Raw genomic sequence first — 20,626 nt, 5'->3', positions numbered from 1 at the left:
GATAGTCGCCAACCAACTGGTTGGTTGACAGTTGTCGAGCGCCCCTGCCAGGGTTGTAACCAACCAGTTGGTTACAACTTCGCCGCACCTGGAGTCCCCGTGTCCGCGCCCACCGCCTCCCCCTCCCCTTCTCCTTCTCCTTCTCCTTTTCCTTTTCCTTCTGCCTCTGCCCTCGCCCCCGCCGTTGCCGCGTTCTTCGAGGGCTCCCGCTCCGGCGACCCGGACGCCTGGGCGGCGTCCTTCGCCCCGGATGCCGAGTACCACGACCCGGTCGGGACCCCCGTGCTCGCAGGCCGCGCCGCGATCCGGGACCAGTTCGCCGCCGTCCTGCCGCTGTTCGGCCGGTTCGACGGCATCCGTCCCGACCGCGTCCACGGGGGCGGGGACGAGATGGCCGTCACCTGGCGGGGGGCCGGCGAGACGCCCGACGGGCGGCCGGTCGCCTGGGAGGGCGTCAACGTCTTCGCGCTCGGTGCCGACGGCCTCATCGCGCACTGTCGCGCGTACTTCGACCTGGCGTCGGTGCTCGCGCAGCTCGCGCCGGAGGTGTCCGAATGACCACCGCCACCGGGCAGGACGTCCCCCCGCTGCGGACCGCAGGCTCCGAACCCGCCGCAGCTGATCGAGGCCCCGCCGCCGGGCGCGGGTGTCACGGGACGCCGCCCGCCGTTCTGCTGGCGGTCGTGACGCTCTGCACCACGATCACCGTCGCCAACGTCTACCTCGCCCAGCCCCTGCTCGGCCTGATCGCCCGGAGCTTCGGGGCGCCCGCCTCGGCTGCGGGATGGGTCGCCTCGGTGGCCCAACTCGGCTACGCCGCAGGCCTGTTGCTCTTCGCTCCGCTTGGTGACACGGTCCCCAGGCGCAGACTGGTCGGCGGACTGTCCGTCGTCGCCGCCGCCGCCCTGGTCGGCGCCGGAACCTCGACGGGCCTGCCGGTCCTCGCCGCCGCGGTCTTCGCGGTGTGCGCGGCGACCGTGATCCCGCAGCTGCTGGTACCGCTGATCGCCGAGCGGGCCCCGGCGGCGGACCGGGCCCGCCAGGTGGGGATCGTGGTCTCGGGCCTGTTCACCGGCGTGGTGGCCGCCCGGGTGCTCGGAGGGCTGGCTGGACAGGCGTACGGCTGGCGATCGGTCTACTTCGGCGCGGCGGTGCTGACCCTCATCGTCGGGCTGACCACCGCCGCGCTGCTGCCCCCGGAGGCCAGGGCCCCTCGGCGGAGCTCGCCGCTGCGGGCGATCGCCTCGCTGCCGCGGCTGCTCGCCGGTTCGGCCGAGCTGCGCACCGCCTGCCTGCGGCAGGCCGGGCTCTACGGCGGCTGGAGCGCGGTGTGGACGACACTGGCCCTGCTGCTGACCGGGCCGCGGTACGGGCTCTCCACCGCCGCGGCAGGCATGTTCGGCCTGTTCGGGCTGGCCTCTTCGGTGGTGGCGCCGCTGGCCGGCCGATGGACCGGACGGCTCGGGGCGGCCCGGGTGGTCGCGCTGTCGTACGGGGCCGTGGCGCTCTCCCTGCTGCTGTTCTGGTGGGGCGGGCAGCGGATCGCGGCGCTGTGCGCGGGAGCGGTCCTGGTGCACGCGGGACTGGTGGCCGGCCAGGTCGCCAACCAGACCAGGGCACTCGCGGCGACCGACACCCCGTCCACGGCCAACACCGCCTATGTGGTCGCCGCCTTCGCGGCCGGCGCCACCGCCTCCGCGCTGGCGGGTGCGGCGTTCGGGCGCTGGGGCTGGCCGGGAGTGTGTGCGGTGGCCGTCCTCTGGGTCGTCATGGGTGCGCTGGCACCGCTGGCGGGGGGCCGTCGGGCCCGCTGAGCGGCCGGGTTCGGCGGAACGATCCCGCCAAGGCCGGTCCGGCGGTTCCCGCCAGGGACGAATTGCCGGACCGCCATCGGGTTGTCAGGTGGTGGGCGGCGACCGGGCCGCCCCAAGGCCGTTGGATCCCTTGTGACTTCACGAGAGGCGACGGCCTCCCGAGGGGCGGTGCGGCCGAGCGCACCACCCGACGTCAGCGTGGTGATCGCGGTCTACAACACCATGCCGTACCTCAGCGCCTGCCTGGACCCGTCGGGCGGCCATCGCCCGTATCCCGCCCGAGCTGCCACGGGGGTCATCCCCCTGAGGGCGTCCCCGGTTTGACCCGGATATCGGCGGGGTGGACGGATCCCCTTCGGGGCCTGCGGGGCAGACTGGACGGGTGAGTGTGGATCAGAGGGTCAGGGCGGCCGCCGGGATCAGCTTCACCGCGGCCGACGAGGAGAAACGCCGGGGCGTCCGGCGGATGAAGACCATCGCGACCGGCCTGCTGGCCTTCGCGACAGCGGTGTTCGGCCTGGCGACCTGGGCCCGGGGCGTGGGCGCGGGCGCCTGGTCCGGGTACGTCGCGGCGGCCGCCGAGGCCGGCATGGTCGGCGCCCTGGCTGACTGGTTCGCGGTAACCGCGCTGTTCCGCCGCCCGTTCGGCCTGCCCATCCCGCACACCGCGATCATCCCCACCAAGAAGGACGCCTTCGGCAAGTCCCTGGGCGACTTCGTCGGCGAGAACTTCCTGTCCGGCCATGTGGTGCGCGAGCGGCTCGCCGTGATCGGGATCGCCCGGCGGCTGGGTGAGTGGCTGGCCGCCCCGGGCAGCGCCGAGCGGGTCACCAAGGAGAGCGCGGCCGCCCTGCGCGGCGTACTCGCGGTGCTGCGCGACGAGGACGTCCAGGCGGTGGTGGCCGAGGCCGTGACCAGACGGGCCGCCGCCACCTCGATCGCGGAACCGGCCGGGCGGCTGCTCGGCAAGGTGGTCTCGGACGGCGGCCACCGGGGGATGGTCGACCTGATCGCCGTCCGCGCGCACGACTGGCTGACCGTGCACCACGAGGAGGTGGTGCAGCGGGTCACCCAGCGGACGCCGCTCTGGACGCCCAAGTTCATCGACCACCAGGTCGGCGAACGGGTCTACAAGGAGCTGATGCGCTTCGTCACCGACATCAGGGACGACCCCGAGCACCCGGCCCGGGGCGCGATCGACAACTTCCTCGCCGACTTCGCCACCGAGCTCCAGCACGACCCCGCGATCATCGCCCGGGTCGAGCGGGCCAAGTCCGACCTGCTCGCCCGCCCCGAGGTGCAGGACCTGATCGCCTCCTCCTGGGCGGCCGTCCGTACCCTGGTCCTGAGCGCCGCCGAGGACGAGCGCAGCGAGCTGCGCCGCCGGATAGCGGCCGGGCTGCGCTCCTTCGGACACCGCCTCGCCACCGACGCCAGGCTCCAGGCCAAGACCGACGGCTGGCTCCAGGACGCCGCCCAGTACGTGGTGGAGACCTATCGGAGGGAGATCACCTCGCTGATCTCGGAGACCGTGGCCGGCTGGGACGCCGACGAGGCCTCGCGGAAGATCGAGGCCAACGTGGGCCGGGACCTGCAGTTCATCCGGATCAACGGCACGGTGGTCGGTGCGCTGGCCGGTCTGCTGATCCACACCGTGGCGGTGGCGCTGGGCGGTTAGCATGCAGGATCGAACCAATGCGCGAAGAGGAGTGTCCGGTGGTCGAGGGCAAGAGCGGGATCGAGGCGTTCATCGCCGGCATGCCGAAGGCGGAACTGCACGTGCACCACGTCGGTTCGGCCTCGCCCCGGGTGGTCGCGGAACTGGCCACCCGCCACGCGGGGAAGACCAAGGTGCCGACCGACCCGGCGGCGCTCGCCGAGTACTTCACCTTCACCGACTTCGCGCACTTCATCGAGGTCTACCTGAGCGTGGTCGACCTGATCAGGGACGCCGAGGACGTCCGGGCGCTGACCTACGGCGTGGCCGAGGACATGGCCCGCCAGCAGATCCGCTACGCCGAGCTGACCGTCACCCCCTACTCCTCCACCAACCGCGGCATCCCGGACGTCGCCTTCATGGAGGCGATCGAGGACGCCCGGATCACCGCCGAACGCGACCTCGGCGTGGTACTGCGCTGGTGCTTCGACATCCCCGGCGAGGCCGGACTGGCGAGCGCCGAGGAGACCGCCCGGATGGCCGTCGAGCTGGCACCCGAGGGCCTGGTCAGCTTCGGGCTCGGCGGACCGGAGATCGGCGTGCCGCGCCCGCAGTTCAAGCCCTACTTCGACCGGGCCCGGGCGGCCGGCCTGCACAGCGTCCCGCACGCCGGTGAGACCACCGGACCGCAGACGGTCTGGGACGCCATCCGGGTGCTGGGCGCCGAGCGGATCGGCCACGGCACCCAGGCGGTCAAGGACCCGGCGCTGCTGGACCACCTCGGCGAGCACCGCATCCCGCTGGAGGTCTGCCCGACCTCCAACATCGCCACCCGGGCCGTCGATCGGATGGAGGACCACCCGATCAGGCAGATGGTCGACGCGGGCCTGCTCGTCACGGTCAACAGCGACGACCCGCCGATGTTCGGCACCGACCTCAACACCGAGTACGCGGTCGCCGCCCGCCTGCTCGGCTTGGACGAGGCCGGTGTCGCCGCCCTCGCCCGGAACGCCGTCGAGGCGTCCTTCCTGGACGGGAGCGGCAAGGCCCGGCTGGCCGCCGAGATCGACGACTACCTCGCGGGCTGGACCGCCAGGGGCTGACGGGGCTGGCTGCCTCGGTGCAGCCAGGCGCGCTCGGCGACGCTCCACGCGGTGGTGGTGAGCAGGTAGATCCCCGCCGCGAGCGGGACCAGCGCGGCGAACAGCACGGTGCCGAACGAGAGATACGGCATCAGCGCCGCACCGGGCGCCGTCGGATCCGTCACCGACCGCCGGGCGCTCCGGAAGGACAGGAAGCCGACACCGGCCAGGGCCGCGTACAGCACGCCGAAGACCAGCAACTGGCCCTGGCCGTGCGCGGCGCCCACGTGCAGCCCGAGCGGAACGCCGAACACCGTGTGGTGCAGCAGGTCATCGGGTGTGGTGAACAGCCGGTACATCACCGAGAAGAAGGGGGCCTGTGCCAGGGCCGGCAGGCAGCCCGCGACCGGTGAAACCCGCTCCGCGCGGTACAGCTCGGCCAGCGCGGACTGCAGCTTCTCCGGCTGCGCGGCGTGCTTGCGCCGCAGTTCGGCGATCCTGGGGGCGAGCCGCGCCTGCGCCTTGTGGCCGCGCGCGGCGGCCCGGGCCAACGGGTGCAGCGCGAGGCGTACGCAGAGGGTGAAGACGACGACCGCGAGCGCGGTCGGCAGGAACGCGGCCAGGGCCGCGACGGCGTCGTGGGCCAGGTGTACGGCAGGGTCGAGCAACGCGAAGACGGACATGGTGGTGCGAGCCCTCCGGGGTCTCGTGGGATGAGATGTCGGCGGAGGGCGGCCGCGCGGGCCGTTGTCTGGAGCGGGAGTTACGCGGCCGCCAGGGCCGCACCCGGTGCCCTGGGGCGACGGCGGCCCCGGGCGTCCGGATCACGCTGCGGGAGGAAGGCCGTCGTGAACGCGCGCCTGCGCAGCGCGCCGGAGCGGACCAGCACCGGGGCGCTCGCCCCGAGCAGGCGGCCGGTGGCCAGCACGGCACCGGCGACACCGGCCAGCAGCACCAGAGTGGCGGCGGCCGCGACGGCCGTCAGGGGCGCGGGCCCGAGCAGCAGATCACCCGTCAACACCCGGAGCAGGCCGAGCAGTACGGCGACGAACGGCACGGCGACCTCCTTCGGGGCTGGGACGGCGTTCAGCGCGATCGTACGGGAAGGGCGGGGCGCGGGGAACCGGGTACGAGGCCGGGCACGTCCGCGGCCGTGTGATCGCCGCGGTTCCCCGCACCCGCCGCTACGGCAGCCGGACGACGTTGCCCGTGGCGGCGGAGGCGCGGGCGGCCTCCAGGACGGCCAGGGTGGTGACGGCGTCCCGGGGGTCGACCGGCGGCGGGGTGCCGTCGGCGAGGGAGGCGGCGATGCCGGCGTAGTAGGCGGGGTAGTCACCCGGGTCGGTGGGGATCGGGGCGGAGGACTCGTCGGTGCCGAGGGTGCCGTACGCGGCGGGGTCGTCCGCGCCCCAGGCCCCACCGTCGTCGGGTCGCCGGCCCGCCCGCAGATCGGTCTCCTGCGGGTCCATACCGAACTTGACGTACCCGGCCGTGTCGCCGAGCACCCGCAGCCGCGGACCGGCGAGCGGGGTCAGCGCACTGGTCCACAGGTGCGAGCGGACGCCGGATGCGTGGGTGAGGGCGAGGAAGGCGTCGTCGTCCACCACCGCGCCGTCCCGCCGGACGTCGATCTCCGCGTACACCGTGTCGATCGGGCCGAACAGGGTGAGGGCCTGGTCCACCAGGTGGCTGCCCAGGTCGTACAGGGTGCCGCCGGCCTCGGCCGGGTCGGCCAGTTCGCGCCAGCCCGCCTTGGGCTTCGGGCGGAACCGCTCGAACCGGGACTCGAAGCGGTGCACCCGGCCCAGCGCGCCCGACTCCACCAGCCGGCGGGCAGTGCGGAAGTCACCGTCCCAGCGGCGGTTCTGGAACACCGAGAGCAGCACCCCGGTCCGGTCCGACAGCTCGCAGAGTTCGCGGGCCTCGGCGGCGGTGGCGGCCAGCGGCTTGTCAACCACGGTCGGCAGGCCGGCCTCCAGCGCGGTCCGGGCCAGCGGGACATGGGTGCGGTTGGGCGAGGCGATCACCACCAGGTCGATCCGGTCCGCCTCGGCGAGCAACTGCTCGGGGGTGTCCAGCGGACGGGCACCCGGGTGCTCCTGCCGCAGCTGGTCCCGGCGCTCGGGGTCGGCGGTGACCACCGCTTCCAGCCGCAGGCCGGGGGTGGCGGCGATCAGTGGGGCGTGGAAGGCGGAGCCGGCCAGACCGTAGCCGATCAGACCGACGCGGAACGGGGGGTGCGACGTGCTGCTGCTCATGCCCCCTACTCAATCACGCGCCCCTCCTGCCGCGGTCTCAGGCAGCGCCCGCCGTCCGTCGCATGGCAGCCGGGCACGCGTCCGCCGGTCCGGGACTCGGCCGCGCCCGGGGCGGGGCAGGGTCCGCGGACCGGCGGAGCGGTCGAACCCGGGTACCGGGCGCGCCGGGGAGGGGGGATCGTGGGCGCGGGCCGGTACCCGGGGGTCGGAGGTGAACCGCCCGGTCGGCGCGGGCGGTTCAGCGGGCGCGCGCTGCCGCGGCGCGGCGACGACGGCCCAGGTGGAGGACGGTGCCGCCGGCCAGCAGGAAGGAGGCCCCGACGGCGGCCATCATGCCGGTCGCCCGGCCGGTGCCGGTCTCGGCGAGCTGCGCGCCGGCGGGCCGGGCGGGGGACTGCGCGGGTACGGCGGCCCGGGCCGGTACGGCGGCGGCCGCCGCGGGCTCGGCCGAACCGTGCTGCGCGGCGTCGTGCACGTGCCGCACACCGCTGTCCGAGGCCGGGACGGCCGCCGTGCCGGCGGTGCTGCCCGAGCCGTCGAAGACCACGTCCGAGCAGGAGTAGAAGGCCTCCGGGCTGTCCGAGCGCTGCCAGATCGCGTAGATCAGCTGACGGCCCTTCTTGCCCGCCGGGACCTTGCCGGGCAGCACGTACTGGCCGTCCGCCAGCTTCGGGTCGGTGATCGTCAGGAAGGGCTTGGACTCCAGGTCGGACCAGCTCAGTGGCCGGGACGGGTCGTAGCCGCTGTTGGTGATGAAGAGCTGGAAGGTGCCCCGGTGCGGTGCGGTGGCACGGAACCGGAAGGTGAAGTCGGCGCCCGAGGTGAGGTTGGTCGCCGGCCAGTCGGCACGCGGCAGGTCGAGACCCGCGAACTCGTTGTCGCCCGCGCTGCACAGGCGGCCGTCCGGGATCAGCTGCCGGTGCCGCCCGGCGGCGTTGCCGATCCGTACGCCGTTCCAGTCGTACATGGCCTGGGTGCCGCCGAGCGCGATGGCGGCCTTGCAGGCGTTTGACTTCGGGTGCTCGGGGCCTTCCAGGTAGCAGCCTTCGACCCGGCTGAGCGGGTTCTGCATCGAGCCGTGCGCGTACGCGGCGCCGGAGCCGAGGGCGCCGGCCAGGGTGCAGCCGGCCAGCGTGAGGGCGGCGGCGGTGGCGGTGGTGCGGCGGACGGACATGGCGGGGGACGCTCCTTCGGGTGGGACGGGACTGCGGGGCTCGGGGAGCCCGGCGTGCTTGGTCGCGACGCACCTTCGGCGGTGCACGAGCGGCGGGGGAACGCTCTGTGTCCGTACGCTATCCGTGCCGCACACGGGAGTTGACGCGGAATCAGTGCGCTTAGGGGTGGCTTAAGCCTCCGTTGAGGCAGCGGGGTGCCGGCCGGGCCGGGTGAAGGCTTCGGATACGGCGGGTGGACAGTGGGGTCCGGCAGGCGGGACGCGCTTCAGTCGGGCATGCGTGCGGATTAGGCTTGAGCCGTTGGGGCAGCCAGTAACACCCCCGATCGCCGGCTGTGCCCGGGCGGTCGGGTTCGCAGTTCCGTACGGCCGGATGACGTCCGTACCACCACGCACGACCTCTGGAGACATGCACGTGGCAGACCGCAAGCCCATCGAGTCCTGGCTGACCGACATGGACGGCGTCCTCATCCACGAAGGCACGCCGATCCCGGGCGCGGAGGAGTTCCTCCGGCGTCTGCGCGAGTCCGGCAAGCCGTTCCTGGTGCTGACCAACAACTCGATCTACACCCCTCGCGACCTCAGCGCCCGGCTCGCCGGGATGGGCCTGGAGGTGCCGGAGGAGTGCATCTGGACCTCCGCGCTGGCGACCGCGAAGTTCCTCAAGGGCCAGCGGCCCGGCGGCACCGCGTACGTCATCGGCGAGGCCGGACTGACCACCGCGCTGTACCAGGCCGGCTATGTGCTGACCGACAACAACCCCGACTACGTGGTGCTCGGCGAGACCCGCACCTACAGCTTCGAGGCGCTCACCAAGGCGATCCGGCTGATAAATGCGGGCGCCCGGTTCATCTGCACCAACCCGGACGAGACCGGCCCGTCCACCGAGGGCGTGCTGCCGGCCACCGGCTCGGTCGCGGCGCTGATCACCAAGGCGACCGGGGTGGAGCCGTACTTCGTGGGCAAGCCCAACCCGCTGATGATGCGGGAGGCGCTGAACACCGCCGGTGCGCACTCGGAGAGTACGGCGATGATCGGCGACCGGATGGACACCGACATCGTGTCGGGCATGGAGGCCGGTCTGGAGACCATTCTGGTGCTCACCGGTCTCACGGCCGCGGAGGATGTCGAGCGGTTCCCGTACCGGCCGGGCCGGGTGGTCGCCTCGGTCGCGGACCTGATCGAACTGATCTGACCGGGCGGATCCTTGTCCTTGCGCCGGCCTCCGGCCGGGGTGTTCCACCGTGAGCTCCCTCGCGCCCCGGGCGGCTTCCCGCCCGGGGCGGGCGTTGTCGGTGGGTCTGTGTAGCGTTCTCGGTGCAAGTGGACGTGCGGTCCGGGCGCGGCCCGGTGGGAGGTTGAGTCGTGACGGAGCTGGCTGAGGTGGCCGTGGGCACGGAATTCGAGGTGCCGGAGTTCTGGCACGAGGCGCTGGCGGGGGAGCTGGAGAAGCCGTACTTCGCGGAGCTGGCGAAGTTCGTGGCGCAGCAGCGGGCCGAGCACCAGGTCTTCCCGCCGAGCGGTCAGGAGTTCTCGGCGCTGGAGGCCACGCCCTACCAGGACGTCCGCGTCCTGGTGCTCGGTCAGGACCCGTACCACGACGACGGCCAGGCGCACGGCATGAGCTTCTCGGTGCTGCCCGGCACCAAGACCCCGCCCTCGTTGCGGAACATCTTCAAGGAGCTGCACGCCGACCTCGGCGTTCCGGCGCCGGACAACGGCTATCTGATGCACTGGGCCGAGCAGGGCGTGCTGCTGCTCAACGCGGTGCTGACGGTCCGCGCCCACGAGGCCAACTCGCACAAGGGCAAGGGCTGGGAGAAGTTCACCGACGCGGTGATCAAGGCGGTCAGCGACCGTGAGCAGCCCTGTGTCTTCGTGCTCTGGGGCAACTACGCCAAGAAGAAGCTGCCGCTGATCGACACCTCGCGGCACGTGGTGGTGCAGGGGGCGCACCCGTCGCCGCTGTCGGCCAAGCTGTTCTTCGGCAGCCGTCCGTTCTCGCAGATCAACGAGGCGCTGGCGGGCTTCGGTTCGGAGCCGATCGACTGGCGGGTGCCGGACCTCGCGTCCGCCTGACGCCGCCGCTCGACAACCCCGACCCCCGCTCGCCGCACACTTGTCGGCGATAGCGCCCCGGTCGGCACCGGCTGTGCGAAGCTGGTGCCGACCGCGAAGGTGGGGAGGGGCAGTCGTGGGGCGCCTGGGGTGGCGAGTGGTTGCGGCGGCCGCACTGGCGGCGCTGTCGGCGGGTGCGGTGGCCGGGTGCGGCGATGTGGCGTCGGGGGGCGCGAAGCCGGCCGCCGGTCCCGGCAGGCTGCTCGGGCAGCAGCCGGGGCAGGCCTTCTACGTCTCCGACCAGAGCTCCGCCGCAATGGAGTTGGCGAAGGTCAAGGGCTCGGACGCGAAGACCCTGACCAGGATCGCCGACCAGCCCTCCGCGCTCTGGCTCGGTGGCCAGGACGCCCGGACCGAGGCCGAGGAGCTGACGATCAAGGCCGCCGCGGCCAGCCGCACCGCCCTGATCGTCGCGTACGACATACCGCACCGCGACTGCGGGCAGTTCTCGGCCGGCGGCGCCGCCGACGCGGCCGCCTACCGGGACTGGATCGCCGCCCTCGCCGCCGGCCTGGCCGACCGGGCCGCCTGGGTGATCCTGGAGCCGGACGCCGTGGCACACACCCTGGACGGCTGCGGGGTGACGGCGGCGGCCGCCGCCGAGCGCTACGACCTGCTGGCGTACGCAGTAGGCGAGTTGAAGAAGCACTCCAAGGTCCGGGTGTACCTGGACGCGGGCAACTCGGGCTGGCTCAAGGACCAGGACCGGCTCGCCGACGCGCTGCGCCGCTCCGGGATCGCCGAGGCCGACGGCTTCTCCGTCAACGTCTCCAACTTCTACACCACCGAGCAGAGTTCGGAGTACGGCGACAAGCTGTCCGGACTGCTCGGCGGCAAGCACTACGTGATCGACACCAGCCGCAACGGCAACGGCCCGCTCGGGGACCGCGACTGGTGCAATCCGGCCGGGCGGGCACTGGGCGAGACGCCGACCACCGGGACCGGGCGGCCGGGGGTGGACGCCTACCTCTGGATCAAGAACCCGGGCGAGTCCGACGGCGACTGCGGCCGGGGCGAGCCCAGGGCAGGCGAGTTCTGGCTCCCGTACGCCCTGGGGCTGGCCCGCAGCTGACCGGGCGGCGGCCGGTCCCAGGGAAGCGGACTGCCCCCGAACCGGCCGCCGTCGAAGGTCAGTCGGTGACCTGGATCCAGCGCGCCACCGAGGGCGTCCCGTTGTGGTCGGTGGCGAAGAGCATGTACCAGCCCGGCGGCAGCAGGTCGGGGTTGCGCGGCAGCGAGAGGGTCATCCCGGTGGCGCCGCGTCCGGTGATGTCCAGGGCGACCGAGCGCTGCTCGACGTCGGTGGCGTGGGTGACCGAGCTCGGCCGGATCAGCTTGGCGGTGGCGATCTGATCCGGGGCCGGGGTGGCCACGGTGATCTCGCTGCCGAGGCTCGCCCGGCCGGGCGCGGCGGTGATCTCGGGCCGCTGCCCGTGGTACAGGTACGCCGGGGAGTAGATCTCGATCCGCTGCTCGAACTCGGCCGGCTGGGTGTCGGCCTTGTCGGCGAACAGCGGGTTGGAGCCGAGCACGACCACCCGGCCGTCGGGGAGCAGCAGGGCCTCGGAGTGGTAGTCCCGGCCGACGGTCGGCGCGGCGGCGGTGCTGAAGGTGTTGCTGTCGGGGTGGTACGTCTGCGCCTTCAGCAGGTCGCTGCGGTGCTTGCCGCGGTAGTCGCTGGAGCCGCCGGTGGTGAAGACGGTGTCGTCGGGCAGGATCACGCTGTTGAGGTAGCGGGTGCCGCCGGCGGGAAGGTCCGGGCCGGGGACGAAGCGCGGCTCGGCTGCGCCCAGGTCGGCGATGCCGGTCCGGGCGGTGGAGGCCGGGGACTCGCCGACCCCGCCGCCGCCCAGCACCATCACCTTCTGCGACTGGGCGGGCGGCAGCAGCACCGAGGAGGAGGTCTCCAGCTGGTCCGGGTCGCGCAGGCCGTCGACGGTCTGGAAGCTGTTGTTCTTCAGGTCCCACAGACCGGGGGTGCGGCCCTTGTCGGCCGGGCCGTAGCCCGCGTTGGAACCGGAGTAGAAGAGCTTGCCGGAGGCGGTAAGGAAGAGCGACGGGTAGGTCGGGAAGTACCGGTCGGGGGCCTTGGACCAGGTGCGGGTCGCCGGGTCGAACAGCTCGTTGTCGTTGCCGCTGAGGATCTGGCCGGTGTCGTCCAGGCCGGAGACCGTGACGACCTTGCCGTCGCCGAGCCCGGTGAGGGTCGGGTACCAGCGGGCGTACGCCATGTCCGGGACCTGCTCGTAGAGTTCGGTGTCCGGGTTGAACTCGTAGGCGCTGCGGATGCCCTGGAAGTCCTGCTTGTCCAGGGTCATCTTGCCGCCCATGCCGTAGAGGTTGCGGGCGTCGGCGCCGGTGAGGCCCTTGATCCGGTACTGGGTCGGGTTCTGGTCGACGTAGGAGCCGCCCTCGGCGACGGCCTCGACGAAGACCTGCCGCTCCCCGGCGGTGACGGTGACTTCGGTCCGGCCGTCCGCGGTCCTGGCGACCGTCTTGGTGGCGGCGGGGACGGTGACCGGGGCGGTGGAGGCGTAGTCGCGGCCGCCCGGGCCGGTGAAGACGGTGCCCTTGGGGAAGGTGCGCGGGGCGTCCGGGTTCTCGTTGCGCACCCGCATGGTGCCGGCGGCCTTCTTGACCGCGCCGTCCAGCTGTTCGTAGCGCAGGGTGCCGCCGGCCACCAGGACTCGGCCGTCGGGGAGCGAGGTGTGTCCGCCGCAGAACATGTCCACGGGGGTGGGTATCAGTTTGTAGGTGCTCTTCACCGGGTCCCAGAGCAGGGTCTTGAAGGTGCCGGCGTCGAAGGCCTGCTGGTCGTTGCCGGAGCCCGCGACGATCAGGATCTTCCCGGTGCGCAGCAGGGTGGCGTGGATCGCGTCGACCCGGAACCGGGTGGGCAGTTCGAGGGTCTGCCAGTGGCCGTGCTCGGCCTTGTAGCCGGGCTGGTTGATGACGTACTGGTGGTACTGGTCCCCGGCGAAGCCGAGGACGGCCGGCGCGTTCATGCCGGCGACGACGAGCGCGACGGTGCTGCCCAGCGCGTAGCGCCTGGTCCGGCCGCCGGTGTGGCGGATCTTCATGACGGGTCCCCCCAGGGGAGCTGGTGCGGGTGGTGTGAACGGGCGGAAGGCGCCGGATCAGGCGCGGTCGCGGCGGCGCAGCCGGCCGTACGCCCGGATGAGCATCGGCAGCAGGCTGAAGAACAGCGCGATGCAGGCCCACGTCCGCATGGCGACGTGGTCGTGGCCGGTGAAGAAGGAGGCGGCCACCGAGCCGCCGAAGACCAGCACCCAGAACAGGTGGATGCGGAAGGTGGCCGCCCGGTCGGGGCTGGCGGAGTCGCCCTTCGGGGTGACCACGAAGCGGCTTCTGCGGCGCAGCGCGGCCTGCAGCAGCGAGGCGGCGTAGACGGGCCCGCAGAGCGCGGACATCACCATCCCGGCGACCCCGGAGGACCCGGCCGGTTCGTGCGGGCTGACGTTGTGCTTGCGGTTCCAGGTGTAGAGCAGCACCTGGAGGGCGGCGGCGTCGCTGTAGAGCATCATCCAGATCTCGGAGGAGACGTGCACACCCGAGGCCCCGAAGCCGAGGTAGAGCACGCTGGAGAGGCCGCCGAGCAGCCAGGTGAGCGCCGCCATCGGGTAGAAGCACACCATCAGCGTGTAGTTGAGCAGCCGGCCGGGCGACAGCCGCCAGGCGGCCCGCCAGTACTGGGTGAGGATGGTCTCGTAGGTGCCGCGGCTCCAGCGCAGCTGTTGCGAGAAGAAGTCCGTCCAGGAGGACGGCCCCTCGCCGACGGCCAGCACGTCCGGGGTGTAGACCGACTTCCACCGCGCGCCGGTCGCGGGGTTGCGCCGGCGGTGGAACTCCAGGCCGGTCGCCATGTCCTCGGTGATCGAGTCGTAGAGCCCGCCGATGGACCGCAGGGCCTTGAGCCGTACGGCGTTGTTGGTGCCGACGAACATCGGTGCGCCGTAACGGTTCCCGGCCCGCTGGATCAGCGCGTGGAAGAGGAACTGCTGGCTCTCGGAGAACCTGGTGACGGCCGACGGCGAGCTGCCGTAGTTCCCGTACACCTGCGGGCCGACCACGAACGCGACGTCCGGGTCGCGGAAGTAGCCGAGCATCCGCTCGCAGAAGTCGGGCAGCGGGACGTGGTCGGTGTCCACCGAGACCCAGAAGTCGTAGTCCTCGCCGTGCTCGTCGAGCCAGCTGTTGTAGTTGCCGTGCTTGGTGCGGGCGCGGAAGCGCCCCTTAGGCTGGTTCCACCGCCCGATGCCGTGGCGGCTGAAGTGGTGCACCCCCAACTCGGCGCACAGACTTCGCATTTCGGCATCGTCGCCCTCGTCCAGCAGCCAGACGTCGTAGGGGCCGTCGTGCCGGACGGCGAGTGCGGCGGTCAGGGTCGCCCGGACCGTCTCCGGCGGCTCCTTGCCCGGCACACAGGTGGTGAGGAACGCGACCCGGGTGCCGGTCTGCGCAGCCACCGGGACCGGATCGCGGGCGACGAGGGTGGCGTGCGCGTTGGAGACCACGTTGACCAGCCGGAAGGCCTCGATCAGGGCGATGATCACGATCATCACCTTGTCGGCGGCCGGCAGCCACGGCTGGGTCTCGCCCGGCCGCAGCGGCCAGTGCCCCGGCAGCAGCAGCCAGACCAGCAGGACCGCCTCGACCACGGGCGCGGCGATCAGCAGCAGGGCGGCGCGGATCCGGTGCGGCTCCTCGCTCAGCAGACTGCGGTACTGGACCCGGTACGGCGTCCCGGCGGGCGGCTCGGTCAGCGGGCCGGCGAGGCGGCTGAAGCGCTCGTAGTCGTACGGCGGTTCGATGCGGCCGATCGACCCGGATGAACGGTGGTGTTCCTGGAGTGTCTGGTGAGGCGTGTGGGTCCGGGTGTGCTCCGGTATCGGTGGTTGCGGGTATGCCTCGGTCGTCGGCATGGCGGTGACTCCCCCCGAGGGCCGTGCTGTCGCGGCCCTGTTGCTGCCCCTGAACTAGGTGCCGGCGAGTCCCCCCGGACTCGCCGTCTGGAGCTGCGGTCTCCAGATCGAAGCACGTCTGGCGAACCGCCGAGGCCGCGACGGCTGAAGGGCCGTCACCGCTTCGGCTCGGAACGAGCGCGCCACCCCGCCGGAGGCATGGCCCCGGTGGCCGGTGCTGATTCGGAGTTGTGGCGAATCGGCTTGTCGCCGCAGCCGAGGAGTGGATGTGGTTCGGCGGCTCGTGACTACCTGTCAACTCTCCTCAGCGCCAAGAGTGATCGCAACCAATCCTGGAAGCGACCTTGCCCTGGGAGTGAAGATCTGGCGGAATCGGTACGCTTCGCGGCTGATCGGTGCTAGTGGCGGGCAACCGGGACCGGCCGTGACGCATCGGGGCGGCGGCCGGTGGCACCGGGGGCACGGGAGGCGTCGGGAGCGTCGTGGGGACGACCGGGGGCAGTACGCGCCCGGCGAGGGCTCGGGACCTCGTCCGGTGTGTGCCCGGCGGCCACCTCGACGGTCCAACGGACCGCAACGCCGTACGGGCCACCGGGTATGGCTGACGAACACACAGCCGCTGTCGCCGAAGCGGTGTCCTGCCACATACTGCGGCAGACCGGCCCCGCCTACGGTTCCGGCCAGACCCGCAGCACTCCAGGACCCCGACCGACCCCCGGAAGGTGTGTACCGCGTGAGCCCCGAGACCCCCGCACCCGAAGAACTGACCGTCGCCGTGCCCGGCGGAGACCTGGCCGTGGTCCGGTGGCCGGCCACCGTGCCCGGCGCGCCGACCGTGGTGGCGGCCCACGGCACCACCGCCAACGCCCTGGCCTGGGGGCAGGTGGCCCGTCAGCTCGCCGGCCGGGCCACTCTGATCGCCCCCGACCTGCGCGGCCGGGCCGCCAGCCGGACGGTCCGCGCGCCCTACGGTATCGCCCGGCACGCCGACGACCTGTCCGAGCTGATCGGCGCCCTGGGCTTGGGCCGGGTCAGGCTGGCGGGGCACTCGATGGGCGCCTGGGTGGCCGCGCTGACCGCCCTCCGGCACCCGGCGCTGGTGGAACGGCTGCTCCTGGTGGACGGCGCGGTCAGCTTCCCGCTGCCCGTCGGCGCCGACCCGGACGAGGTGATGGCCGCCGTGCTCGGCCCGTCCCTCGCCCGGCTGTCGACGACCTTCCCCGACCGGGAGGCCTACCGCGGCTTCTGGCGCGGCCTGCCGGCCTTCGCCGCCGAGTGGACGGCCGAGAGCGACGCCTTCGCTCAGCGGGACCTGGTCGGTGCGGAGCCCGAACTGCGTTCCTCATGCGTGCCGGAAGCCATCCGGGAGGACAGCCGCCAGGTCATGCTCGACGCCGATGTGACCACCGCGATCCACCGGGTCTCCTGCCCCGTCCGGCTGCTCTGGGCGGAACGCGGGCTGCAGGACGAGCCCCAGGGCCTCTACGACCAGACCCGGCTCGAAGCCGCGGCACTCGATCTGGCCGAGGTCTCGGTCTCGCCGGTCCCGGGGACCAACCACTACACGATCCTGATGGGCCAGGACGGGGCGGCGGTGGTGGCCGAGCATTTGCTGGCGGAGGACGAACCGCGCGGCTGACGCGCGGACCGTACGCGCGGGTTCCGCTTCGCCTGCGCCCGGCGGGCTCAGCCCGCGCCGCTCACCCGGCCGAGCCCAGGAAACTCTCCCAGCCGCCCGCGGGCTCCTTCCCGACGCCCAGCGTCCGCAGCTTGCGCAGGGTGGACTCGTCCTGGACCTCCAGCCACTCCACCAGCTGGCGGAAGGAGACCAGCCGGACCTCGGGCTTGCCCGCGATCGCCTTCAGGGTCTCCTCGACGGCGTCCATGTAGATGCCGCCGTTCCACTGCTCGAAGTGGTTGCCGATGAAGAACGGCGCCCGGTTGGTGGTGTAGGCGCGGTTGAAGCCGGCCAGGTACGCGCCCTTGGCCTGGTCGCGCCACTCGTCGTACTTGCCCGGGTCGCCCTTGGTGCTGCCGCTGGACTGGTTGGCCAGGATGTTGTAGTCCATCGACAACACCTGGAAGCCGTGCCCGGGGAAGGGTATGCCCTGCAGGGGGAAGTCCCATATCTTCCCGCCCTGGACCTTCTGCGGCCAGATCTGCTGGCCGCCGGGCGAACTGGCGTCGTACTTCCAGCCCAGCTTGGCGGCGGTCGGCAGCAGCGCCTGCTGACCCTCCAGGCACGGGGTGCGGCCGCCGATCAGCTCCTTGCGGTAGTCGAAGGGCAGCGGATCGACGTCGGTGAAGCCGGTGTTGGTGCGCCACTGGGTCACGAACGAGACGGCCTGCTCGATCTCGCTCTCCCAGTCCTCCGGGCTCCACTTGTTGACCCCGTTGCCGTCCGGCCGGCTGGAACAGAAGTGCCCGTTGAAGTGGGTGCCTATCTCGTGCCCGGCCAGCCATGCCTGGGTGACCAGCTTCAGCGTGTTCTTCACCGCCCCGTCCGACAGGTACGGGATGTCGGAGGCGCCGACCGAGTGCTTCGGCGGGTGGTAGAGGCTCGACTTGCCCTTCGGCAGCGCGTAGATGCCGGAGAGGAAGAAGGTCATGGAGGCCTTGTGCTCCTCGGCCAGCTTGAGGAACCGGGGGAACTGCCCGTCGTCGGTGCCGCCGGCGCCGTCCCAGGAGAACACCACGAACTGCGGCGGACGCTCACCCGGCCCCAGCTTCTCCGGCTTCGGCTGGCCCGGCTGGGCCCCGGTGTCGGAGGTCGAACCATCCCCGATCGGCGTGGCCTTGACCGCGGGAGCGCTCGGCTTGCCGCTTCCACCACCGCTCCCGCCGTCCCCGGAGCCCTTCGCGTCCGAGGCGGGGCCGCTGCCACTCGAACAGGCTGTCACGGCTCCCAGCGCCGCGGTGGCGGCCGCGGCGCTCAGCATGGCCCTGCGCGAGATGGTGCTCATGGTCTCCCCTGCCGGTTGGCGTCCGAGCCCAGAACAAAGTCCGGAGGCCCCGGCGAGGGCATCCGGACGTCCAGGAGAAAACGGACATAGCTGACTATTACCTCTTCAGGATGTCATAGGTACAGACCACCATCCAAGGGGCTCTACCTACTACCGGTCATTACGCAGCGGCGGCCCGGGCGGATCCGGCCACGGGGTCACTGTTGCCGTCCTGAGACACTTCGCCCGCCCCGCCGGGCGGGCATCGGTGCAGGTGGAGGCTGGTGAGGATGATGTGAAGCGGGAGGTGGCGGCGGGTGTCAGACCGACTGCCGGCGGTGCCGGCGGATCATCCGGGCCACGGTGGAGCTGATCGCGGTCGCCGCGCAGCAGGAGACGGCCAGGCTGAGCCAGGCGGTGTCGAACCAGTGACTGTTGAGCCAGCCCAGTGTGACGATGTACCCGGCCCAGACCACCGCGGCCAGCGCCGACCAGCGCAGGAAGCCGCGGGACTGGCCGGGGGAGTGTCCCACGGCGAGATCGAGGACCGTGCGTCCGGCCGGCACGAAACGGGCGATGATCACCATGGCGGCCGCGGCGCGCCTGCTCCGGCCGGACAGGTTCTGCCGGACGCGCTCGACACTGGCCGCCAGCTGCGGCTTGCCCGCCAGTCGGCGGTCCACCAGCGGTGCGCCCCGGCGGGCCAGCGACAGCAGCAGAAGATCACCGAGGAAGGATGCCAGCGCCACGCCGAGCGCCAGGAGCACCGGGGCGCCGGCGACCTGCGAAGTCCTGAGTACGGCCAGGATCACCAGCGTGCCGCTCGGCAGGAAGGGGAGCAGTGCGTCGCCGAGGACGGCGCAGAGTGCCAGGACGCATATCCAGGCAGGGCCGATCAGCGCTATGGCACCCAAGGTCGTTCTCCCTCCAGACCGCCCGGAGGAACAGGTGGCTGCGAGGGACAACGCTAACGCTTCGACACTTCATGCCTTGAAGCGCCCCGGCGTGGGCGGGATCACAGGCGGGCGGGGCGTCCTGGGTCGGAACTTCCGTGGCCGGACATTGGGAGAGCCCCCGGAGCGGGGTGCCGCTCCGGGGGCTCGTCGGGGTCAGGCGGAACTGGTCCAGCCCGCCTGCCTTGCCGATGGGTGAGACCCGACTGCTCGAACCTCACTGACCAGTAGGTTGCCCGAACCCGGACCGCTCGCGCGACCCGTTCGCCTGGCGAGTTCCTGCGTTGGCGAAAAGCCGCCATCTGGACCCGCGGCCCTCCGGCCCGAGGGGCTGGTCCGAGCTCCGCGCCTCGAGGTGGCGAGGTTCGCCGGAGCAACGGGAAGGCGGTGCGGTGAACGGATGTTGACGATGCCTCATGCCACGCGCCCCCGCGAGTCGGGCGCAGCGCCGACAGAAGCGGTTCCCGTGGCCGGGACGGTCGCGGGAACAGCCGGAGCCGCACCCGGGTTGACCCCGCAGGCGGGAGCGGAGCCCCGCAGCCGATCAGGTCGAGCAGGAGGAGCGAGGCATGGCCATCGAGGACGAGCAGGCGACCGGCGCGGCACAAGGCGGCGGGCAAGCACGCCCCGACCTGATCCGCGGCGTGGCCCGCGGCGCCGCACCCGCACCGCTGTCCATCCTCGACCTGGCGACGGTCGGGGAGGGCTACACACCCGGTGAGGCGCTGGCGGCCACCACCGAACTCGCCCGCACCGCCGAGAGCCTGGGCTACCACCGCTTCTGGGTGGCCGAGCACCACGGCATGCCGGGGGTCGCCAGCTCCACACCGGCCGTCCTGCTCGCCCACCTGGGCGCGCACACCCGTACGCTGCGGCTCGGCTCGGGCGGCGTCATGCTCCCCAACCACGCCCCGCTCGCCATCGCCGAGCAGTTCGGCCTGCTGGAGGCCCTCCACCCGGGCCGGGTGGACCTCGGCCTCGGCCGGGCCCCCGGCACCGATCCGGCCACGGTCCGCGCGCTGCGCCGCGGCATCACCGAGGACCCCGAGGACTTCCCCCGCCAGCTGTCCGAGCTCACCCACTTCCTGGACGGCGACTTCCCGGACGGCCACCCCTACGCGCGGCTGACCGCGGTGCCCAGGAGCCAGACCCGCCCGCCGGTCTGGCTGCTGGGCTCGTCCGGCTTCAGCGCCCGGCTGGCGGGCCGGCTCGGCCTGCCCTTCGCCTTCGCCCACCACTTCAGTGCCGCCAACACCGTCCCCGCGCTGGACCTCTACCGCTCCACCTTCCGGCCGTCCGCCGTACTGGACGAGCCCTACGCGCTGATCGGCGTCGGCGCGGTGGCCGCCGACAGCACGGCCGAGGCCCGGAGCCTGGCGATGTCGGGGGCGCTGGCCATGCTGCGGCTGCGGCGCGGCACACCGGGTCTCGTCCCGACCCCCGAGCAGGCGGCCTCCCACCCCTACAGCCAGGCCGAGGCGGACTTCCTCGACAGCTGGCTCGGCAACGTCGTCCTCGGCTCGCCCGGCGAGGTGGCCGACGGCCTGGAGGCCCTGCGCAAGCGGACCGGCGCGGACGAACTCATGGTCACCTCGAACATCCACGGCCACGAGACCCGGATCCGCTCGTACGCCCTGATCGCGGAGGCGTACGGCCTCGGCTGATCGGCGCCGCCCCGGCCGGGA

General features: G+C 72.5%; 17 protein-coding genes. 9 read left to right on the top strand and 8 right to left on the bottom strand.

Annotated elements, in window-relative coordinates; genetic code table 11:
- The first annotated feature begins 99 nt into the window (after nucleotides 1–99).
- From ACWDAK_RS09295 to ACWDAK_RS09280, 4 genes are all read left to right on the top strand, one after another.
- A complete protein-coding gene (locus tag ACWDAK_RS09295; protein WP_427394307.1) occupies nucleotides 100–558 on the top strand; it encodes a nuclear transport factor 2 family protein in 459 nt (152 codons plus the stop codon).
- The gene (locus tag ACWDAK_RS09290) at nucleotides 555–1,814 is read left to right on the top strand and encodes an MFS transporter (protein ID WP_427394306.1); all 1,260 of its coding nucleotides are present in this window, start codon (nucleotides 555–557) and stop codon (nucleotides 1,812–1,814) included. The genes ACWDAK_RS09295 and ACWDAK_RS09290 overlap by 4 nt, the downstream gene beginning before the upstream one ends.
- 382 nt (nucleotides 1,815–2,196) lie before the next feature.
- Complete coding sequence (locus tag ACWDAK_RS09285; RefSeq protein WP_427394305.1) at nucleotides 2,197–3,492, top strand: DUF445 domain-containing protein; 1,296 nt, start codon at nucleotides 2,197–2,199, stop codon at nucleotides 3,490–3,492.
- A 17-nt stretch (nucleotides 3,493–3,509) separates the two neighbouring features.
- Entirely contained in the window at nucleotides 3,510–4,574 is a 1,065-nt protein-coding gene (locus ACWDAK_RS09280; RefSeq protein ID WP_344636249.1) for an adenosine deaminase, read from the top strand.
- On the opposite strand, the gene ACWDAK_RS09275 is transcribed toward ACWDAK_RS09280, so the two are convergent.
- The 4 genes from ACWDAK_RS09275 to ACWDAK_RS09260 form a co-directional block, all read right to left on the bottom strand.
- Nucleotides 4,544–5,236 (bottom strand): YidC/Oxa1 family membrane protein insertase, encoded by a 693-nt coding sequence (locus tag ACWDAK_RS09275; RefSeq protein ID WP_427394304.1) that lies wholly within the window; start codon nucleotides 5,234–5,236, stop codon nucleotides 4,544–4,546. The genes ACWDAK_RS09280 and ACWDAK_RS09275 overlap by 31 nt on opposite strands.
- A gap of 80 nt (nucleotides 5,237–5,316) precedes the next feature.
- A complete protein-coding gene (locus ACWDAK_RS09270) occupies nucleotides 5,317–5,610 on the bottom strand; it encodes a DUF6412 domain-containing protein (protein ID WP_344636247.1) in 294 nt (97 codons plus the stop codon).
- Nucleotides 5,611–5,737: 127 nt separating this feature from the next.
- Nucleotides 5,738–6,811, bottom strand: a complete 1,074-nt coding sequence (locus tag ACWDAK_RS09265) for a Gfo/Idh/MocA family oxidoreductase (protein ID WP_427394303.1) — start codon at nucleotides 6,809–6,811, stop codon at nucleotides 5,738–5,740.
- Between the two features lie 238 nt (nucleotides 6,812–7,049).
- Nucleotides 7,050–7,985: a lytic polysaccharide monooxygenase auxiliary activity family 9 protein gene (locus tag ACWDAK_RS09260; protein ID WP_344636245.1), complete on the bottom strand. Its 936-nt coding sequence runs from the start codon at nucleotides 7,983–7,985 to the stop codon at nucleotides 7,050–7,052.
- Between the two features lie 415 nt (nucleotides 7,986–8,400).
- Between ACWDAK_RS09260 and ACWDAK_RS09255 the strand changes: the two genes are divergently transcribed.
- The 3 genes from ACWDAK_RS09255 (at nucleotide 8,401) to ACWDAK_RS09245 (ending at nucleotide 11,175) form a co-directional block, all read left to right on the top strand.
- A complete protein-coding gene (locus ACWDAK_RS09255) occupies nucleotides 8,401–9,180 on the top strand; it encodes an HAD-IIA family hydrolase (RefSeq protein ID WP_344636244.1) in 780 nt (259 codons plus the stop codon).
- A gap of 170 nt (nucleotides 9,181–9,350) precedes the next feature.
- Nucleotides 9,351–10,064, top strand: coding sequence for a uracil-DNA glycosylase (locus ACWDAK_RS09250; protein WP_427394302.1), 714 nt, complete (start codon nucleotides 9,351–9,353; stop codon nucleotides 10,062–10,064).
- A gap of 115 nt (nucleotides 10,065–10,179) precedes the next feature.
- Complete coding sequence (locus ACWDAK_RS09245) at nucleotides 10,180–11,175, top strand: glycoside hydrolase family 6 protein (RefSeq protein WP_427394301.1); 996 nt, start codon at nucleotides 10,180–10,182, stop codon at nucleotides 11,173–11,175.
- A gap of 58 nt (nucleotides 11,176–11,233) precedes the next feature.
- Here the strand turns inward: ACWDAK_RS09245 and ACWDAK_RS09240 are convergent, their stop codons facing one another.
- Both ACWDAK_RS09240 and ACWDAK_RS09235 read right to left on the bottom strand, forming a co-directional pair.
- Nucleotides 11,234–13,183: a radical copper oxidase GlxA gene (locus tag ACWDAK_RS09240; RefSeq protein ID WP_427394300.1), complete on the bottom strand. Its 1,950-nt coding sequence runs from the start codon at nucleotides 13,181–13,183 to the stop codon at nucleotides 11,234–11,236.
- A 57-nt stretch (nucleotides 13,184–13,240) separates the two neighbouring features.
- Complete coding sequence (locus ACWDAK_RS09235; RefSeq protein ID WP_427394299.1) at nucleotides 13,241–15,046, bottom strand: glycosyltransferase family 2 protein; 1,806 nt, start codon at nucleotides 15,044–15,046, stop codon at nucleotides 13,241–13,243.
- 733 nt (nucleotides 15,047–15,779) lie between these two features.
- Between ACWDAK_RS09235 and ACWDAK_RS09230 the strand changes: the two genes are divergently transcribed.
- Nucleotides 15,780–16,685, top strand: a complete 906-nt coding sequence (locus tag ACWDAK_RS09230; protein ID WP_344636239.1) for an alpha/beta fold hydrolase — start codon at nucleotides 15,780–15,782, stop codon at nucleotides 16,683–16,685.
- 61 nt (nucleotides 16,686–16,746) lie between these two features.
- On the opposite strand, the gene ACWDAK_RS09225 is transcribed toward ACWDAK_RS09230, so the two are convergent.
- Complete coding sequence (locus ACWDAK_RS09225; RefSeq protein WP_344636238.1) at nucleotides 16,747–18,009, bottom strand: polysaccharide deacetylase family protein; 1,263 nt, start codon at nucleotides 18,007–18,009, stop codon at nucleotides 16,747–16,749.
- Nucleotides 18,010–18,308: 299 nt separating this feature from the next.
- On the bottom strand, nucleotides 18,309–18,902 hold the full coding sequence (locus ACWDAK_RS09220) for a DedA family protein (protein ID WP_344636237.1): 594 nt from the start codon (nucleotides 18,900–18,902) through the stop codon (nucleotides 18,309–18,311).
- Between the two features lie 608 nt (nucleotides 18,903–19,510).
- On the opposite strand from ACWDAK_RS09220, the gene ACWDAK_RS09215 reads away from it, so the two are divergent.
- Nucleotides 19,511–20,605 carry an LLM class flavin-dependent oxidoreductase gene (locus tag ACWDAK_RS09215; RefSeq protein WP_427394298.1) on the top strand — a complete coding sequence of 365 codons (1,095 nt, stop codon included), beginning with the start codon at nucleotides 19,511–19,513 and terminating at the stop codon, nucleotides 20,603–20,605.
- Nucleotides 20,606–20,626 lie beyond the last annotated feature (21 nt).

The organism is Kitasatospora sp. NPDC001175 (genome assembly GCF_053598215.1).
Note: the sequence above shows the minus strand (reverse complement) of the source record. Positions and strands in the feature narration are given on the sequence as shown.

Coding starts and splice junctions, on each gene's coding strand:
- ACWDAK_RS09280 (WP_344636249.1), top strand. CDS start 3,510: ATGCGCGAAGAGGAGTGTCCGGTGGTCGAGGGCAAGAGCGGGATCGAG.
- ACWDAK_RS09235 (WP_427394299.1), bottom strand. CDS start 15,046: ATGCCGACGACCGAGGCATACCCGCAACCACCGATACCGGAGCACACC.
- ACWDAK_RS09240 (WP_427394300.1), bottom strand. CDS start 13,183: ATGAAGATCCGCCACACCGGCGGCCGGACCAGGCGCTACGCGCTGGGC.
- ACWDAK_RS09275 (WP_427394304.1), bottom strand. CDS start 5,236: ATGTCCGTCTTCGCGTTGCTCGACCCTGCCGTACACCTGGCCCACGAC.
- ACWDAK_RS09225 (WP_344636238.1), bottom strand. CDS start 18,009: ATGAGCACCATCTCGCGCAGGGCCATGCTGAGCGCCGCGGCCGCCACC.
- ACWDAK_RS09215 (WP_427394298.1), top strand. CDS start 19,511: ATGGCCATCGAGGACGAGCAGGCGACCGGCGCGGCACAAGGCGGCGGG.
- ACWDAK_RS09290 (WP_427394306.1), top strand. CDS start 555: ATGACCACCGCCACCGGGCAGGACGTCCCCCCGCTGCGGACCGCAGGC.
- ACWDAK_RS09260 (WP_344636245.1), bottom strand. CDS start 7,985: ATGTCCGTCCGCCGCACCACCGCCACCGCCGCCGCCCTCACGCTGGCC.
- ACWDAK_RS09265 (WP_427394303.1), bottom strand. CDS start 6,811: ATGAGCAGCAGCACGTCGCACCCCCCGTTCCGCGTCGGTCTGATCGGC.